The organism is Psychroflexus torquis ATCC 700755 (assembly GCF_000153485.2).
Taxonomy (GTDB): Bacteria; Bacteroidota; Bacteroidia; order Flavobacteriales; family Flavobacteriaceae; genus Psychroflexus; species Psychroflexus torquis.
Map to the genome: position 1 here is coordinate 1,181,115 of NC_018721.1, position 17,041 is coordinate 1,198,155.

Here is a 17,041-nt window from a genome sequence, read left to right on the forward strand (position 1 = left end):
TTAATTATTGTCTGCCGGCTTGACTTCTTTGATAGAGGGCTCTTCTACTATTTTTTTAGAAGGTTCTTTTTCAAAAGATTTTCCTAGATACACCAATTTAGATTCTGGTTCTACTTCAATAGATTTTGAATCGTTTGGTATTATATCCAGTTTCCCTTCTGGATTTTTGATAAACAGAGGAATTATTTCAGACTCCACTTTACTCAACTCGATTAAGCCTCGAAAATGTTCGCTGGAATTTAATTCTATTTCATGGATCTCAGGATAATTTCTGGTTAGGTTAACGAGTTTTATGTAGTCGTCGGTTTGAGAAAATAATCCATCGTCTGGATTGTTCTCCGGATCTTCCATTTCTTCTGAGGATATGACACGGAAGGTTCCTTGTTCTCCAAATTGTTTTGCAAAGTTTTCAATAGCCTTTTTATTAACAGCCGTATTACCCGTTAAGGCCATTAAGTACCCTACATCACTCAACTCGATATTATCGATTAAATCATCGGAATAGATATTGGCATTGATAGCATCTAGCCCCATCGCTTTAGCTTTATCTATATTGCTTTTGTTATTATCAACAATAACAACGTGCCTGTCATTATCCTTTAAATATTTAGCCACTATTCTTGAAAATGATGATGACCCTACAATCAGTATTCCTTGAGAATCCTTAAGAAACACGCCCACCAGTTTCGCAAAGGGTCTTGCTGTAGTCGCGTTAAGAAGCACGGTGCCTAGAACAATCATAAATACCAAGGGAGTTATTAATTCTGCATTAGGAATGCCTTGGTCTACCAACTTCAATCCAAAAAGAGAAGCTACACCTGCCGCTACTATCCCTCGAGGACCAACCCAACTAATGAATAACTTTTCGCGAGTTTCCAGAGTGGATTTATAACTGCTCAAAAACACGCCCAAAGGCCTAACCACAAATACAACAACCGCAAAAAGGATTAAGGTATTCCAATTGAAAACCAACATCAGGTTTTCAAAATTAATATTGGCAGCAAGAAGAATAAATAGAATTGAGATCAAAAGAATACTAAGGGATTCCTTAAAATAAAGAAGTTCTTTTAGGTTGGGTAAATTGGTATTCCCCATAATAATTCCCATGACCACCACTGCCAATAAGCCACTTTCGTGTGCAAAGTGATCTGCCATTACAAAAACTCCTAAAACGGTAGCCAAAGTGACCACGTTTAATAAGTAATGAGGAATAATCTTGGACTTTATTGCAAAAGCCAAAGCTTTGGCGAAGGTAAACCCAAAGGTAAACCCAAAAAGAACAATTTGACCAAAGTCTACGAGCACAGTAGTTGTAAGGGCCTCGCCTCCTCCAGCGGTTATAAACTCAAATACCAATACAGCAACCAAAGCTCCAATAGGATCTATTAATATCCCCTCCCACTTCAATATGGTTGAAACATCTTTTTTGAGAGGGATATTCCTTAAAATTGGAGTGATTACCGTAGGCCCGGTGACAATGATAAGCCCAGAAAATAGAAGGGAAATTTGCCAGCTTAATCCCAGTATCCAATGAGCTGCCATTCCTGCTCCTACAAAGGTAATCACCACAGCAACGGTAATTAGCTTAACGATAACGGGACCGACATTCAAAATCTCACCTCGTCTTAAAGTCAGACCACCTTCGAAAAGAATAATACCTATAGCAAGTGAAACAAAATAAAACAAACTTTCCCCAGGAAACAAGCCGGTCTCCCCATTCCATATAGGTTCTATAAGCTTGGATCCGTCCTCGGTATATAAAGAAGCAATAGGACCTACAATGAGGCCTATAAGAATTAATGGTAAAATTGCTGGGATTTTGAAACGCCAAGCGAACCATTGCGCCAAAATTCCTAATATAATTATACTCGCTAGTTCTATCATAAAATATTAGATTTGAGTAGTTAAAAATAGCACAATCTAGAAGACTCGGATTCCAAAGTTAAGACTCTTTTAGTACTTTGCTGCTAAAATAGAGCTTATGACCTTATATCCTGTAGAAACTGGAAACTTTAAACTAGACGGCGGTGCCATGTTTGGTGTTGTGCCAAAATCGCTTTGGCAACGAACTAATCCAGCTGATTCTAATAACATGATAGACATTGCTGCAACCAGTTTATTGATTGAAAATGGTAAACAACTTATTCTAATCGACACAGGTTTGGGGAACAAGCAAAGTGATAAATTCTTTAGTTATTACTATAAATGGGGAGACCACACTTTGGATAAGTCACTAAAAAAACATGGATTCCATAGAGATGATATCACAGATGTATTTATGACTCACCTTCACTTTGATCACTGTGGAGGTAGCATTCAATGGAATAATGACAAAACAGGTTACGAACCTGCTTTTAAGAATGCAAAATTCTGGACCAACCAAGAGCACTGGGACTGGGCTATAACCCCCAACGATCGCGAAAATGCTTCCTTTCTAAAGGAAAATCTTTTACCAATGCAGGAGAGCGGTCACTTACATTTTTTGGAACGCACTCAAAAAAGGCATTTTTACGAGGAATTGGGATTTGAAGTCCTCTTTGTAGACGGCCATACCGATAAACAGATGATTCCAATCATAGACTATAAAGGGAAAAAATTGGTTTTTGCGGCAGATTTACTTCCTACAGCAGGCCATATTCCTCTCCCTTATGTCATGGGTTTCGACACCAGACCCTTAAAGACACTTCAGGAAAAAAAGATATTTCTAGAAGAGGCGACTCAAAACAATTATCACCTCTTTCTTGAGCATGATGCTCACAACGAAATCATCAACTTAAAAGACACTGAAAAAGGAATACGACTTGACTCTACTTTCAGTTTCAATGAACTCTTTACTAATTAATTTAATTTTAAAACATGACGACAAAAACAGTTAAGATAGGCGCTTGGGGCCTTTTATTTTCAGGATTTCTAATAGGTTGTGCCAGTGGACCAAAGATCACTTCAGAACCCATCCCCAACTTACAGAACGCAAAGGCTAAAACATCAGAACTTACAGATGATGAACTTGAAGTTTGGGGAAGCAAAGATCTTTTGAAAGATACCATCCCAGGAATGAGCGTGGATAGAGCTTACCAAGAAATCATTAAAGACTACAAAGGAGAAAGCGTCATTGTTGCTGTTCTTGATAGTGGTATTGATATTGAACATGAAGATTTTGAAGGCGTGATCTGGACTAATATTGATGAAATTCCTGAGAACGGAATAGACGATGACAAAAATGGTTTTGTCGATGATATCCACGGCTGGAATTTCCTTGGTGACGTTGTTGAAGAAAATCTTGAATACACGCGAATAGTAAGAGATTACCAAGATAAATTTGAAGGTAAATCTGAAAGTGATGTTTCTGAAGATAACTTAGAAGCATTTAAATTATACAAGTCTGCAAAAGCTGAATATGACAAAGAGCTAACTAGTACAAATGCCAGTTTGAATCGGTATGTCACTATGAACAATCAGCTTCAAGAAGCTGAGGAGAGTTTAAAAATTGAACTTGATGTTGATAAGCTTGGCATAGAGAATCTAACGGCTTACGAACCTAAAGATGATATCAGTCTCAACCAAAAAATGCTACTCCTTAATGTTATGAATAATATTGGTGAAGATCTAGGTGACATAGAAGACCAACTTGCACAAGCTATGGAGTATTTTGGCAATAGAACCAAATACCATTTCAATTTGGAATTGAATGCTAGAGCCGAAATACTAGGCGACGATCCAGACGATTTTTCAACCCGCTTTTATGGAAATAACCAAGTGAGTGGTCCCAATGAAGATAAGAAAGATGCCAAGCACGGTACTCATGTGGCCGGAATTATAGCAGCCAATAGACTAAATGACAAAGGTGTAAAAGGCGTTGCAGGAAACGTCTTAATTATGCCAATAAGAGCGGTTCCAGATGGAGATGAATACGATAAAGACATCGCTATGGGTATTCGCTATGCAGTCGATAACGGTGCTAAAGTCATTAACACGTCCTTTGGAAAATACTTTTCAACGCATCCAGAATGGGTTATGGAAGCTATAGCGTATGCAGCAGAAAATGATGTATTAATCGTAAATGCTGCAGGAAACGAAGGCATTGATCTAGATGAAACACGAGTATATCCTAATGATGAAACTCCAGAAAATCCAATCAATTTTGTGGATAACTTTATCAACGTGGGTTCTATAACTTCAGAATATGGAGGGAATTTAATTTCAGGATTTTCAAACTACGGAGATAACAGTGTGGACGTTTTTGCGCCGGGATCTTCTATATATGCAACCACTCCACTAAACACCTATGAATTCCTACAAGGAACCTCTATGGCTTCTCCAAACGTAGCTGGTGTGGCAGCAATGGTCCGCTCTATTTACCCTAAACTCTCTGCTGCTCAAGTCAAACAAATTCTTATGGATTCTGGACTAAGTACAGACCAAGAGGTGGTTCTTGGAGGAGATTCAGAAAACACGCTACCCTTTGATGAAATTTCAGTATCTGGAAAAATGGTAAATATGTATAATGCTTTAATATTGGCTTCTAAAACTAAAAAATAATGACAAAAACTTTCTTAACGATTGCATTTATCTTTTCATTTTCAATTCTTTTTGCCCAAAACTCTACAGGGTATTGGCAGCAGCATGTGGATTATGAAATGGAAATCGATTTTGACGCCAAAGATTACCAGTACGATGGATCACAAGTTCTGGAATACACCAATAATTCTCCAGACACATTAAAACGGGTTTTTTACCATATGTATTTTAATGCTTTTCAACCAGGTAGTGAAATGGATGTGAGGTCTAGAACGATCGAAGATCCAGACTCTAGAGTTGGAGATCGTATTTCTAAACTTAGCGATGAGGAAATTGGATTTATGAGAGCAAAAACTCTTCGACAAGATGGGGAAAAACTAAACTTTAAATTAGTGGGAACTGTCCTTGAAGTTGAGCTCAATGAACCTATTTTACCTAAAGAGTCAAGTACTTTCAAAATGGATTTTGAAGGTCAAGTCCCTATTCAAATTCGTAGATCTGGAAGAAATAATGCTGAAGGTGTTGAACTTTCTATGACGCAATGGTATCCTAAAATGGCAGAATATGATTTTGAAGGCTGGCATGCAGACCCTTATATCGGTAGAGAATTTCATGGGGTTTGGGGAAACTTTGATGTTAAGATCTCTATAGATAAAGATTTCATTTTGGGAGGTTCTGGATATATCCAAAACCCCAACGAAGTTGGTTATGGATATGAAGATGATGGAGAAAAAGTAAGACGGAAGGGGAAAAAACTAACTTGGCATTTTAATGCGTCAAATGTACATGACTTTACGTGGGCTGCAGACAAAGACTATATCCATGATAAAATCACTGGAAGCGATGGCACTACTCTTCACTTTTTATACAAAGACAATGAGGAAATTATTGAAAATTGGAAGAATTTACAATCCAAAACTTCAGATATATTGGATTTCTTCAATGAACACATTGGCCCATATCCCTACGATCAATACTCTGTTATACAAGGAGGTGATGGAGGCATGGAATATGCGATGTGTACACTTATTACTGGAGAAAGAGAATTTGGTAGCTTAGTAGGAGTCACTGCACATGAAATGGCTCATTCTTGGTTTCAGCATATTTTAGCAACAGATGAAGCTCAACATGAATGGATGGACGAAGGTTTTACCTCCTATATTTCTGCTTTAGCAATGAATGAGGTGATGGATCAAAATAGAGATAATGTATTTACAAGAACTTATAAAGGCTATACAAGTCTAGCCAATTCTGGTTTTGAACAACCACAAACCACCCATGCAGATCGTTATGAATACAACAGAGCCTATGGCGTAACTGCCTACTCAAAGGGTGCTGTATTTTTAGCTCAGCTAGGCTATTTAATTGGACAAGAGAATTTAGATAACACCCTAAATCGCTATTTCGATGAGTGGAAGTTTAAGCACCCAACGCCAAATGACTTTATCCGCATTGCTGAAAAAGTAAGTGGAGCTGAGTTAAGTTGGTACCTCAACGACTGGACAAGAACAACCAATACAATAGATTATGCAATAAAAGGCGTGAGCGTTGAACCTAACACCACTCTAGTAACTCTTGAACGAGTTGCTCTTACACCAATGCCCATTGAAGTAAAAGTTGACTTTAAAGGAGGAACATCAGAGCTGTATTATATCCCTTTAAGAATTATGAGATGGACAAAGCCAGACGCTACTAATATTGAGGAAGATTGGGCTTGGGCTTATCCAACCTATACCTTGAAAATTCCTACAGCTCAATTCGAAATTGAGAAAATTGAAATTGACCCAAGTGGTTTAATGGCAGATGTTAACAGGGAAGACAACGTTAAGGTTTTGGAGGAATAAATAATGTCATAACTGAATTTCAGGAAGCTGTCTCAAAACTTCAAAATTGTCATTCTGAATTTATTTCAGAATCTTAAATTATTTAGATTCAAATAAATTATAGACCCAGAACCCCCAGAAGCGTCGGGGTAAGGTGACAAAAAATAAGTTTTGAGACCGCTTTTTTTATTGAAAAACTTTAAGGAAGAGTCTACCCTCTTCTGAAGTTTGGACAAAGACAGCTTACATAAAGTTGTAATACCAATTTAAATTTATACTGTCGTATAAATAAATTGAATTAGTATTTGATTGATTGAAATCAAAAATATCTAGCATAGCCTTAGCTACGGTAATTATTTTTGATGAAAAGCAGATTAAAAAAGCCTGTGCCGAATTCATATCGGTAAAACGATTTATTGCGTCATTATAGGTCTAATTTGGTATTAAATTACTTTAGGGAGCGCTTCACCGTTTGAGAGGAAATATAGGAGGCTAATAAGCCAAGGCTTGTTATAGTAAAGAACACAATAAAAATATTTACGACTTCCAGTCTTACGGGATAAGCTAAACTCGGAGTAATCATAATCCATTGAAACTGAAGTTGGGACAACACCACTATAATCGCGAGAAAAAGACCAATGATGCCCCCTGCGATACTCATTAAGCTACCTTGAAAGAAGAAGATTCGTTGTATCTCGATCTCGGTTAAGCCTAAATTCAAAAGAGTTTTAGAGTTTTGCCGCTTTTCTAGCACGGCCATGATGATAGATCCTATCACATTAAAAAGGGCTATGATAATCACTAAGGTAAAAACAAGATAAACTGCCAGATTTTCTGTATTCAACATTTTGTAAAGACTATCATTCAGCTGGATCCTGTCTTTTACGAGCACTTGACTATCAAAAATATCCTTCACTTCTTTTTTTACTGAAGCCATATCGGCTGACTCGGCAATTTGCAGTTCCAGAGAAGTCACTTCGTTTTGTTTCAACTGTAGCAATTGTCTGGCAAAATTTATATCTGTAAAGGCATATTTTTTATCCAACTCTTCATTGATAGAGTAAATTCCTGTTACCGTAGCATTGGCAGTTCTAAAAGCCTCTTTTACATCTAGAATTTGTCCCTTCCCTGGTTTGGGAACGTAGAACTTTAAAAGACCTGAATAATCTCTCACCCCTACAGAAAGTTTTCTAGACAGATCGTTACCTAATACCACTTGGTAAGCATCATTTTCTATCCACTGACCCAAAAAGATACTCGACTTTATAGCGTTTATAGTTTTAAAAGTAGTGTCAACACCCTTGATGAAACCTGGCGTGTTTTTAGATTTGAAACTCAGTAGAACGCGTTCTTCAATCACTTCAGAATAGCGAACGATATCTGGATTATTCGATAACGCGGACAGTTGACTAGACTCTAACATAAAGGTCTTTCCTACTTTGGAAAACACCTTTAGGTCTGGATCGAATTTATTGGTAAAAGATAAGCTGAATTCCTTAAGTCCAGAAAAGGCAGATAAGACAACAAACAAAGCTAAAGCACCAGCGATGACCCCTATAGAAGCAATCCAAGTGATGACATTTATAGCCGTATTGGAACTCTTGGAAAAGAAGTAGCGCTTAGCGATGTAAAAAGAAATATTCAATTTTTCTTACGCTTATTCAGTAAGTCAGGATTCTTAATAGGGTCATTTTTTCCTTTAAAAGCTTGTTCTAAATCATTGATGTATTCTATAGAATCATCATTGAAAAATTCTAGTTCTGGCATACGTCGCAACTGGTTTCTGGTTCGCGTAGCGACCTGATGCTTTATTTTGGACTTCATCGTTCGGATTTCTTCCACAATTTGCTCAGATTTTTCAGAAGGAAAAATGCTTAGATGCGCTTTGGCTTGCAGTAAATCTGGAGTCACCCTCACCTTGGTCACCGAGATGATTAAGTTTTGAGTGCCAGCCGTTTTCAGCTCAAGTTGAATCACTTCAGCTAAATCTTTTTGAAGTATTCCCGCAATTTTCTTTTGTCTATTTGATTCCATGTTGCAAAGGTAGAATAATTATATAAATGCTAGTTTTGTGAATGATGTAAACTTTAGCGCATTTAAATTTAAAAAAATCACCTCTTATGATCAAAAAAATAGAACATATTGGCATCGCTGTTAACGACCTAGAGGCGGCCACAAAAACCTATGAAACCTTATTTAAAGCCTCTCCTTACAAAATGGAAACCGTAGAACGGGAAGGTGTGAAAACTGTCTTTTTTGAATGTGGAGAAAGTAAAATCGAGCTACTGGGAGCCACACGAGACGATAGCCCTATTGGCAAATACCTCAGCAAGCAAAGGGAAGGTATTCACCACATAGCCTTTTTTGTAGATGACCTCGCCTCTGAAATGAGCAGATTACAGAAAGAAGGTTTTCAGCTCTTAAGTGAGTCGCCTAAACGTGGTGCAGACAATAAATCTATTGTGTTTTTACACCCCAAAGGCAACCATGGCGTGCTTATAGAACTTTGTGAAGATCAAGGTTAATTAAAGTCAAGAATTACTTTGGTTGATAGTAAACTTATACTTATTTTTGCACTCCTGAATAATAATCAGCCTTGGTCCCATAGCTCAGCTGGTTAGAGCACCTGACTCATAATCAGGTGGCCCTTGGTTCGAGTCCAAGTGGGACCACTTTTTAAACCCCTAGCAATAGGGGTTTTTTTGTGGAGCAAAGCGAAGCAAATCTTGGACGAGCCCCGAAGTATCGGGATATCCTGAGTCCCGATAAACATCGGGATTGAAGGGAACCCAAGTTGAGACCACTCTCAAACCCCTTAATCTATTGTAAATCAATAATTAAGGGGTTTTTATTTTTAAAAAAATGTACGATTTTTGTACGATTAAAAGACTTAATTATATGAATGTACAGCATTTCGGCCCTATTTTTTTAAAAATTTGACATATAAAGCTTTATTTAATTGAAAATTTAGCCTTACTAATTTCTAAAAACTATTTAAGTTATCAAAATGAAGTTTCACATCTTTTCATTAATGCTTATCAAGTAAAAGAAGATGTTTTAAATTCATAAAGCAATTTAAAGCCTTTAAGCACGGTAGATGATCAAAATACCTAATGCTTGCTTCTTGCACATTAAAGTTAGCTAAGCCTAGCTTAATTTAAGTTCTGATGAATCATATTAGATTAATCACAAGTCTTACTTGTATTAAAACTGGAAAACATGCTGGCTTTTATAAAACTGTCGAGAAACAGGTTATAGAATCAACTCAGAATAGCAGTGCTTTTCAAAATGAAATTATAGACTATATTTCAAAGAGTAGAAAAACAGAATTTAAAGCAATTGAGATTAAGCTTTATCCTTACCCAAAGTCAGAATTAGCCTAGAAAATAATCGAAAAGGATATTAATTAGGTCACGAAGGTGTCTGTCTAATCTATTGATTTGATGTTTATGCAATTCAAATTATATTTCCTTTTTTAAAGTGATCATTGCTTTCTTTCTGCCAGTTTGTTCTGAAAATAGAGTGCTCTCAGAACAACTATCTTCTATACCCATATTAAAGTCTTTAGTCTTTATTTTTTGACGAACAGAAGTTTGATCATCACTCAATATTACAGTATGAGATCGTTGCATAATCCAATGATTTCGATATAATCTCATTTTTACACTGATTTTTTTTGACGTTTTGTTTAAAATATTCTCTTTAAGTTCTATTTCTAGCCTTTACACTTATTTTTCTTTTTATTATTTTTTTAAATTTTAAAGTTAGACGTAATTATCTCTGGACTTCGATACAAATTGTAACACATAGCTTCCTTAAAAAATCAAATCTATTGAGTTAAAGAGTCTTAAACGCATATTCATCATAGGCGGTTGTGAAAATTATTACGGAATTAATATCTAAAACTTCAAAGGTTTCGAACGACAGCCCATCACTCCATTGAATATCTAAAAATATCAAATCTAAATGCTCATTATTCTGAAACCATTCGATAGATTCTACAACTGAATGCAAGATCGTTTCAGCTTCAAAATCTAGAGTTTTTTAGTAAGCCTTGCAATCGTTTCGCCGATAGTTTCTAGTCTCCTATTATACTCATAGCTTTACTTGCTTTCCTTTTTTCCAAACGGTATTAATATTGCCGATATTTTTTATATCTTCTGTGAGATCACCATCTATCAGAATTAAATCTGCTGTATAACCCACTTTAATAAATCCCGTATTTTCTAATCCAAAGGCTGTGGTAATATTACTTGTCCCAGCTTTTAAAACTTCAATTATGGGCATACCTGATTCCCTTAAAAGCTCTAATTCTTTGTATAAATCTGTTCCATGATTAATACCCAAATTAGGGGGGTCTGTACCCGCAAGAATGGGTATACCTGCTTCGTACAGTTTTTTGACTTCTTGAAGTAATTCTTCTTTATTCAAATATTTGTCTGCACCAGCTCCTATGACTTCAAAAGCTTTAAGAGTAGTTAACAAGGTAGGAATAACAAAAAAAGTTTTTGATTCTAAAAGCCTCTCTAATTCACTATTTTCTAATATTTTATCCCTCCAAATATGAACTAAACCATCTGCATCATTAGAAATAACATCTTTAGCATCTTCTAAACGACTGACATGGACTACCGCTATTTTTTCAGCATTATGTGCTTCCTTAATTAATTCTGCTACCGTTTCTAAATGTAAGGTTGCTGTCGAAGGGGTTACAATAATTTTAATATAATCTGCATTGGCTTTAACTCTATCTTCAACAAAGTTTTTAGCATCCTTTGGCCCCATTAATGTTGGGACCGGAAATCCATATTGTGTGCCATGACCACCTGGTGCTGTGGCGGCATAACCAGCGACATAGAAACGGGCAAAATTGGTGGAATCTTTTAGCTGTCGCATAGCAGATTGATAGGTTTCCATGCCATGCATATCCATAACATTTAAAACCCCTGCTTTTGCAGCTTCATTTAATAATTCTGGTTGCCAAGCATGGACATGTGCATTAGATAAGGCTGGCATTAAGGTTTTTTCTTTTCCGTCAATAATTATAGTTTCACCAAAAGCTTTAATGACATCCGCAATTTCAATAATAACTCCATTTTCAACTTTAACAGACGTCGATTCAAAGATAACTTCACCATCAAAGACTTTGACGTTTTCTATTATAAAACTGTTTTGACCATAGCCCATAAAGGCAATGAGTATTAGCACTAAGGTTAATTTAATTTTAAACATGACTTCCTATGAATTAATGTTAACTGTGTCTACAACTTTTTTATTCCCAATTCTTGCGTTCCTTATTCATATATTCTTCAAGTTTTCGTTTTTCCCAGTTGTTACCAAAAAAGAAATCTGGTCCAAAAACTCCAATAAAATGAAAAGCCAACCCAATGCCCCAAAACGTCGCTGTTGAATAAGGTCCAAAACTTGCAAATCCTTCACTAGAATTAAAACCAATAAGTAGAATTAAAAACAGGTTGACCACAACATACACCGCGAAATGCCAGTAGAATCCAATAAGCTTATCTACCTTTTTTTTCGCTCTTAAATAAGCCTCTTCTTTTCTAAAGTCTGAAATCTCTTCATCTTTACTATGCGGATCTTTATTAAATTTTTCCATGATTTTAATTTTTATTGTTTTTTGATAATTCTTTATTCATTAATTCCTCAATTTTGCGCTCTTCCCACCCTTGTCCATATGTCAGAGATATAAAGTGTATTAATAACACCAACCCCCATATCGTCCAGACACTTAATACATCTATACTGAAAAGATCATTTTTAAAGCTCGCCCAACTGTCTAAGTTATTAGACAGTTTAAATCCCGTAATAATGGTATTAACTATCATATAAATGGCTAAATGATTGTAAAATTCTTTCAACTTTTCAACTCTGTTTTTAGCCTTTATATATTTTAAATTTGATGCTTCTGTTTTCATTTTACTAGTCATTAAAATTATTGATATAAACACAAAATACTAAATATTTTATATCATCAGTGTTTTACTATTTACCTTGAGAATTCTCATCTCTATTGGGTAGGGTTAAATTATTTCCATCAGTTACTTTTATCGTCTTTTTGCATATATTCTTCAATTTTACGCTGCTCCCAGTTGATACCAAAAGTCCCTTTATCTACAAAAACGCGATAGGCCTGAAAAGCCAGATTCAATCCCCAACCTGCCGTGGGAAACCAAAACCATTGTATGGTGTTCTGTGAAAATCGATACCAAATAAATATTAAAAAGGGTATCACAATACAATAGGACATTAAACTATAATAGAAGTCTTTTAATTCTTCTACACGCTTGCGTGCTCTCACATAATCGTCGTTAAGACGCGCTTTTGATTTTTGTGTTGTTCTCATAATTGATACCTGTTTTGTGAGCATAGGAATCGCTACTGCAAAATCCTTGTCTCTTTGATTGATGTGTACTTTTCGTTCTGAAAGCAATTGATAACGCTGTTTAATATTTTCTAAACCAACGCCACCACTCTTCTTTACTATTTGTTTGAGCTGCAGATTATTCATCACCACCAAGTGATCTCCATCTTCGTATATTTTTATATGCAAGGGTTTGCTCGATGTCACCATATTGTGCTTTACTGCGTTCTCTAACAGCAACTGCAATGCTAATGGCACAACTTTACTTTCTGGATTTGAAGCTTTATCCGGAATTTCGAAAATAATACTATCCTCAAATCGCATTTTTAAAAGTGACATATAGGTTCTCGCAAAATTTAGCTCTTCATCTACAGTTACTAATTCTTTACTTTTCTGTTCTAAAACATAGCGATAAACCTTAGATAGTGATGTCGTAAACTTTTGAGCATTGCTAGGATTTTCTTCAATTAAACTCGTTAATACATTTAAGCTATTAAACAAAAAATGAGGATCTAATTGATTCTTTAAAGCATCAAACTTTGCGCTCGCCGTAACTGCAATGACCTTTTGCTCTTTTACTTTAGTTTTTTGTAATTCTTTATAATAATAAACCGCATGAAAGAATAGTGAAATAACCAATGTAATAAGCAGCGAACTAAAATAAAACTCAAGTTTTTCATCATTAACAAACTCATACCATGTTTGACCTTCAATTGCAATTCTAATAAAAGCCCTAATAAAGAATATGGAGATTAAAGTTAGGGTAACCGAACCAAAGAAACCAATGGCTATTTGATATTTTCTGTAGCGCTCCCAGACAACTTGATCATTGAGATAACCAAAGAAATATGAGTTGACTAAAGTTAGTGGTATGGAATATATCAGGTAATAAGAAAACGAGCGAAAGAAATTTTCATTAAAAGCAATTTTAACACCCGAAAAATAGCCTATAACTTGGTCTACAAGCATTATCACAATACCTACTAGGATTCCTGATATAATATTTTTAAATAATTTCTTCATGTTTTATGTCCTTAAAATTGACCTTCTTACCACTTTATACCAAATTAGAACTATAGTGTTATTGTTATTACTTTGTTTTCTTTAAGCTCAAATTTTGCATCGTTCCATTTTGGTGGCCCCATAAAACCAGAGGCATCATTAGAGCACCCATAATCTTCTTTTGGAATCCCCATAAAATTAGAATCCATTTTACCATTATCATTTTCGTCATGGAAAATGGAAACCGCGTAAATGCCTGCTGGTATATTCTCAAAGGTGACTGAACACGACTTATTTTCTATCTCACTTTTTATGCCTTTAAATCTTTTTTTTAAAAAATCAGCTTCTGTATTATAAAGTCCTAAAAATATTTTGCCAGCATTACCTTTTGCATTCTTAGCGATAACCTTAATGCTATAATTTTCTTGAGCATTCATCTCAGTCATTACACTGCTAATGACTAGGATCACTATAATTTTAACGATTACATTCATGGGTTTGTGTTATTATTTGACACAAATATTGAAAACAACTAAGGATTTTTAAAACTAGTCTTACTGAATTGTAAAATTTTAATGATGAATCGTGATTTTAAGGGATTTAGTCGTAAAACACTAAATTCGTGAGGTTAGGTTTAAAGAATGCAATGTTCTTTTTGCTATAAAGTGGAATATTGAGGACTAAAAATAATCTTTTTTTGCTTTTATATTATTTATAGCAGCTTATGGTTGTTATTAAGATAATGAACCCACACCACCTAGTGTATCCGAAGTTGGAGATGTTGGATCCGAAGTAGGTCTTGTTTTTTATGATTTAGGCAATTATGATAGCGGATGGAGATATATCGAAGCTAGCCTACATGATATGGAAGGATTTGAATGGGGATGTTTTAATTCTCCAATTAGTGATGCTCGTAATATTAACATAGGAACTGAACTTGAAAACACAATCGCTATTGTAACATTTCATAATGAATTCAATACCTTTTATGATAATCCAGAGCAATGTTCTTCTATTAGTAATGGAACTGTTCCAGCGAAGGCTTGTCTAGAATTAGTAATAGAAGGCTTTGATAATTGGCCTTTACCTCTAGAAGGAGAATTGCTCTTGATATATGAAAATTTGCATTTGAATGGTCTTGGAAATTTTGACGTAGATTCAATACTTAATTGGAATTCAACTGATCATGATGATAATACCGTTACTGCGACTGATTTTTAAAATGGAGACCAAGGTTGGAATCCTAAACATGTTGATTCTGGTGTAATGAAAGTAAGAGTCGTTAGATATTTTTAAATGAGTGCATAACGTGGGTTACAAGTAATACCAAATTAGACCTATAATGACGTAATAAATCGTTTCTTTTTCGCCTGCTTTTCATCAAAAATAATTACCGTAACTAAGTCTATGCTAGTTATTTTTGATTTCAATCAATCAAAAAATAATTCAATTTATTTATACGGCATTATAAATATAATTTGGTATTAATAGCTCCAAAGCGGCAGAAATTTATACTAGAGTTTTAGCGATGAATACAAAGTCTGTTGGATACTATGTATGAAAGTGTTAGCTTAGATAAAAATAAAACAACGTCCTAAATAGATATATACCCTATAATGAAGTCTTAAATAGGGTTTATACGGATGTTGTAGTGCATTAAAAACCGAACGAAAACTGAATGAAAATATTTGCAATAAGTGGACTTGGTGCTGATAAAAGAGTTTTTAAATACTTAACTATTGAACACGATTTGATTCCAATTGAATGGATAAAACCAAAGAAAAAAGAGTCAATTATTGAATATTCAAAACGTTTAATTAAAGAATACGGTATCGAAAATGAACAAGAATTCGGAATTTTAGGAGTAAGCTTTGGAGGATTAATTGCAACTGAAATAAGCAAGCTAACTAAACCAAAATTTACGATTTTAATTTCTTCAGTAGAAACAAGAACTGAATTAAGCGGAATTATAAAAATTGCTGGAAAATCAAAGCTGATTGAATTAATTCCTGAAAAATTATTAAATCCATCAAAAGCAATTGCTCGCTTTATGTTCGGAACTGGAAAGAAGGAATTATTGAATTCAATTTTGGCTGATACAGACTTGAATTTTACAAAATGGGCAATTAGAGAATTAATGAATTGGAAAAATCAATCACGATTGCCGAATTTGATTAAAATTGGTGGAACAAAAGACAAATTACTTCCGCCAAAAGGGGAGAACACAATTTTAATTGACAAAGGAGAGCATTTTATGATAGTTGATAAGGCTTAAAAAATAAGTGAAATAATAAATGGAAAAATAAAAACGCACTACAACACCGTGTAAATTTAATTGCTTACTTCTAGCCTACTTACGAAAGTCCTTGCGGACTTTCAATCTGTGATTTATTTATTAACTTCACTACTTAAAACACGCAACTAAACTTACACAAATACGTTGCCAATAATTTGAATCTAACATACTCTCCAAAATAAAATTTCAATTTTCTGTCATATTTTTAAAAAGGCTGTCACTAAAAGAATAGAGACACATTAAAACAGGTGTGCATTAAATTTTGAGAATATGGAAAACATAAAAAAAGCAAAACAGTTTTTAAGCAACACATTAATTATTAATAGCATAGTTTGGGCAACAGTGATGATTGTTTCTTCCCTTATTTTAGGAGAAGAATACAAAAAAATTAACTTTGTTTTGTTAGGTGGATTTTTTATCGAGTTTTTAAGATACAGTTCGACAAAAAACAAATTGGAAAAGACCACATCAAAAAAAGACTAAACTAACAACACTATTTTTGATATCTTTAAATACATGAGTAATTCACAAGATACTTTTGAGCAACTACTTAAAGAGAACAAGCATAAAATTTACAGAATTTGTAGAATTTATGCTACCGCTCCAATAGAGCCTCAAGATCTTTTTCAGGAAGTCATTTTTCAAATATGGAAATCTCTTAATAATTTCAAAGGCAAATCTTCTATCGATACTTGGGTGTATAGAATTGCACTTAATGTGTGCTTGCGTTCCAAAATGAAGCTAGACAAAAGCAATGAGAAAACAGCACGGTATGATGCCATTCACTTTACACCAGTTACAGAAACTATAGACCCTTTTGAAGAAGAGAAATTTAAATATTTAAAAGCATGTATTGCAACTTTAAATGAATGTGATACGTCCATTATTGTATTGTATTTAGATGAATTGTCTTATAAAGAAATCGCAGAAATAACAGGACTATCAGAAAATCATATTGCAGTAAAAATGAAGAGAATACGAAAAAAATTGTTTGACTGTATTACACCAAAAATCAATTAA

Annotated in this window: 18 protein-coding genes, 1 tRNA gene and 1 pseudogene; 10 read left to right on the forward strand and 10 right to left on the reverse strand. The window is 34.6% G+C overall.

All coding sequences use genetic code 11. From position 1 onward, the window contains the following. Positions 1-1,884, reverse strand: coding sequence for a cation:proton antiporter (locus P700755_RS05235; protein ID WP_015023694.1), 1,884 nt, complete (start codon positions 1,882-1,884; stop codon positions 1-3). 97 nt (positions 1,885-1,981) lie between these two features. Here P700755_RS05235 and P700755_RS05240 point away from each other — a divergent pair, with 97 nt between their 5' ends. The 3 genes from P700755_RS05240 to P700755_RS05250 are packed head-to-tail and all read left to right on the forward strand — an operon-like array spanning position 1,982 to position 6,362. Continuing rightward, positions 1,982-2,842 carry an MBL fold metallo-hydrolase gene (locus P700755_RS05240; protein ID WP_015023695.1) on the forward strand — a complete coding sequence of 287 codons (861 nt, stop codon included), beginning with the start codon at positions 1,982-1,984 and terminating at the stop codon, positions 2,840-2,842. A gap of 14 nt (positions 2,843-2,856) precedes the next feature. Beyond that, a complete protein-coding gene (locus P700755_RS05245; RefSeq protein WP_015023696.1) occupies positions 2,857-4,539 on the forward strand; it encodes a S8 family peptidase in 1,683 nt (560 codons plus the stop codon). Beyond that, a complete protein-coding gene (locus tag P700755_RS05250; protein WP_015023697.1) occupies positions 4,539-6,362 on the forward strand; it encodes a M1 family metallopeptidase in 1,824 nt (607 codons plus the stop codon). Before P700755_RS05245 ends, P700755_RS05250 begins: the two co-directional genes overlap by 1 nt. Before the next feature lie 427 nt (positions 6,363-6,789). On the opposite strand, the gene P700755_RS05255 is transcribed toward P700755_RS05250, so the two are convergent. Both P700755_RS05255 and rbfA read right to left on the reverse strand, forming a co-directional pair. Next, a complete protein-coding gene (locus P700755_RS05255; protein ID WP_015023698.1) occupies positions 6,790-7,986 on the reverse strand; it encodes an ABC transporter permease in 1,197 nt (398 codons plus the stop codon). Beyond that, entirely contained in the window at positions 7,983-8,375 is a 393-nt protein-coding gene (gene rbfA / locus P700755_RS05260) for a 30S ribosome-binding factor RbfA (RefSeq protein ID WP_015023699.1), read from the reverse strand. The genes P700755_RS05255 and rbfA overlap by 4 nt, the downstream gene beginning before the upstream one ends. An 86-nt stretch (positions 8,376-8,461) precedes the next feature. On the opposite strand from rbfA, the gene mce reads away from it, so the two are divergent. The 3 genes from mce (at position 8,462) to P700755_RS20570 (ending at position 9,724) form a co-directional block, all read left to right on the forward strand. Then, a complete protein-coding gene (mce, locus tag P700755_RS05265; protein ID WP_015023700.1) occupies positions 8,462-8,866 on the forward strand; it encodes a methylmalonyl-CoA epimerase in 405 nt (134 codons plus the stop codon). 73 nt (positions 8,867-8,939) lie between these two features. Then, positions 8,940-9,013: transfer RNA gene (locus P700755_RS05270), tRNA-Ile, on the forward strand. Between the two features lie 495 nt (positions 9,014-9,508). After that, positions 9,509-9,724, forward strand: a complete 216-nt coding sequence (locus P700755_RS20570) for a hypothetical protein (RefSeq protein WP_051007936.1) — start codon at positions 9,509-9,511, stop codon at positions 9,722-9,724. Between the two features lie 78 nt (positions 9,725-9,802). Here P700755_RS20570 and P700755_RS05280 read toward each other — a convergent pair whose 3' ends face one another. From P700755_RS05280 to P700755_RS05305, 7 genes and pseudogenes are all read right to left on the reverse strand, one after another. Next, the gene (locus tag P700755_RS05280; RefSeq protein ID WP_169314463.1) at positions 9,803-9,973 is read right to left on the reverse strand and encodes a hypothetical protein; all 171 of its coding nucleotides are present in this window, start codon (positions 9,971-9,973) and stop codon (positions 9,803-9,805) included. A gap of 208 nt (positions 9,974-10,181) precedes the next feature. Further along, positions 10,182-10,401, reverse strand: a pseudogene (locus P700755_RS19090) (DNA-binding response regulator); the annotation flags it as partial. Positions 10,402-10,436: 35 nt separating this feature from the next. After that, the gene (locus P700755_RS05285) at positions 10,437-11,573 is read right to left on the reverse strand and encodes an amidohydrolase family protein (protein ID WP_015023701.1); all 1,137 of its coding nucleotides are present in this window, start codon (positions 11,571-11,573) and stop codon (positions 10,437-10,439) included. Positions 11,574-11,613: 40 nt separating this feature from the next. Continuing rightward, positions 11,614-11,958, reverse strand: coding sequence for a 2TM domain-containing protein (locus tag P700755_RS05290; RefSeq protein ID WP_015023702.1), 345 nt, complete (start codon positions 11,956-11,958; stop codon positions 11,614-11,616). Between the two features lie 4 nt (positions 11,959-11,962). After that, positions 11,963-12,277 (reverse strand): 2TM domain-containing protein, encoded by a 315-nt coding sequence (locus P700755_RS05295; protein ID WP_041758631.1) that lies wholly within the window; start codon positions 12,275-12,277, stop codon positions 11,963-11,965. A 119-nt stretch (positions 12,278-12,396) separates the two neighbouring features. Next, positions 12,397-13,746 carry a histidine kinase gene (locus P700755_RS05300; RefSeq protein ID WP_015023704.1) on the reverse strand — a complete coding sequence of 450 codons (1,350 nt, stop codon included), beginning with the start codon at positions 13,744-13,746 and terminating at the stop codon, positions 12,397-12,399. 50 nt (positions 13,747-13,796) lie between these two features. Further along, on the reverse strand, positions 13,797-14,162 hold the full coding sequence (locus P700755_RS05305; protein WP_157609253.1) for a DUF2141 domain-containing protein: 366 nt from the start codon (positions 14,160-14,162) through the stop codon (positions 13,797-13,799). 427 nt (positions 14,163-14,589) lie between these two features. On the opposite strand from P700755_RS05305, the gene P700755_RS05310 reads away from it, so the two are divergent. From P700755_RS05310 to P700755_RS05325, 4 genes are all read left to right on the forward strand, one after another. Next, positions 14,590-14,946, forward strand: coding sequence for a hypothetical protein (locus tag P700755_RS05310; RefSeq protein ID WP_015023706.1), 357 nt, complete (start codon positions 14,590-14,592; stop codon positions 14,944-14,946). Positions 14,947-15,403: 457 nt separating this feature from the next. After that, on the forward strand, positions 15,404-16,000 hold the full coding sequence (locus P700755_RS05315) for an alpha/beta hydrolase family protein (RefSeq protein ID WP_015023707.1): 597 nt from the start codon (positions 15,404-15,406) through the stop codon (positions 15,998-16,000). A 291-nt stretch (positions 16,001-16,291) separates the two neighbouring features. Then, positions 16,292-16,504 (forward strand): hypothetical protein, encoded by a 213-nt coding sequence (locus P700755_RS05320; RefSeq protein ID WP_015023708.1) that lies wholly within the window; start codon positions 16,292-16,294, stop codon positions 16,502-16,504. Between the two features lie 33 nt (positions 16,505-16,537). Beyond that, positions 16,538-17,041 carry an RNA polymerase sigma factor gene (locus P700755_RS05325; protein ID WP_015023709.1) on the forward strand — a complete coding sequence of 168 codons (504 nt, stop codon included), beginning with the start codon at positions 16,538-16,540 and terminating at the stop codon, positions 17,039-17,041.

What these genes read in the sequence shown, in the direction of transcription:
- P700755_RS05235 (WP_015023694.1), bottom strand. Translation starts at nt 1,884, where the DNA reads ATGATAGAACTAGCGAGTATAATTATATTAGGAATTTTGGCGCAATGG.
- P700755_RS05240 (WP_015023695.1), top strand. Translation starts at nt 1,982, where the DNA reads ATGACCTTATATCCTGTAGAAACTGGAAACTTTAAACTAGACGGCGGT.
- P700755_RS05245 (WP_015023696.1), top strand. Translation starts at nt 2,857, where the DNA reads ATGACGACAAAAACAGTTAAGATAGGCGCTTGGGGCCTTTTATTTTCA.
- P700755_RS05250 (WP_015023697.1), top strand. Translation starts at nt 4,539, where the DNA reads ATGACAAAAACTTTCTTAACGATTGCATTTATCTTTTCATTTTCAATT.
- rbfA (WP_015023699.1), bottom strand. Translation starts at nt 8,375, where the DNA reads ATGGAATCAAATAGACAAAAGAAAATTGCGGGAATACTTCAAAAAGAT.
- mce (WP_015023700.1), top strand. Translation starts at nt 8,462, where the DNA reads ATGATCAAAAAAATAGAACATATTGGCATCGCTGTTAACGACCTAGAG.
- P700755_RS20570 (WP_051007936.1), top strand. Translation starts at nt 9,509, where the DNA reads ATGAATCATATTAGATTAATCACAAGTCTTACTTGTATTAAAACTGGA.
- P700755_RS05280 (WP_169314463.1), bottom strand. Translation starts at nt 9,973, where the DNA reads ATGCAACGATCTCATACTGTAATATTGAGTGATGATCAAACTTCTGTT.
- P700755_RS05285 (WP_015023701.1), bottom strand. Translation starts at nt 11,573, where the DNA reads ATGTTTAAAATTAAATTAACCTTAGTGCTAATACTCATTGCCTTTATG.
- P700755_RS05290 (WP_015023702.1), bottom strand. Translation starts at nt 11,958, where the DNA reads ATGGAAAAATTTAATAAAGATCCGCATAGTAAAGATGAAGAGATTTCA.
- P700755_RS05295 (WP_041758631.1), bottom strand. Translation starts at nt 12,277, where the DNA reads ATGAAAACAGAAGCATCAAATTTAAAATATATAAAGGCTAAAAACAGA.
- P700755_RS05300 (WP_015023704.1), bottom strand. Translation starts at nt 13,746, where the DNA reads ATGAAGAAATTATTTAAAAATATTATATCAGGAATCCTAGTAGGTATT.
- P700755_RS05305 (WP_157609253.1), bottom strand. Translation starts at nt 14,162, where the DNA reads ATGAATGCTCAAGAAAATTATAGCATTAAGGTTATCGCTAAGAATGCA.
- P700755_RS05310 (WP_015023706.1), top strand. Translation starts at nt 14,590, where the DNA reads ATGGAAGGATTTGAATGGGGATGTTTTAATTCTCCAATTAGTGATGCT.
- P700755_RS05315 (WP_015023707.1), top strand. Translation starts at nt 15,404, where the DNA reads ATGAAAATATTTGCAATAAGTGGACTTGGTGCTGATAAAAGAGTTTTT.
- P700755_RS05320 (WP_015023708.1), top strand. Translation starts at nt 16,292, where the DNA reads ATGGAAAACATAAAAAAAGCAAAACAGTTTTTAAGCAACACATTAATT.
- P700755_RS05325 (WP_015023709.1), top strand. Translation starts at nt 16,538, where the DNA reads ATGAGTAATTCACAAGATACTTTTGAGCAACTACTTAAAGAGAACAAG.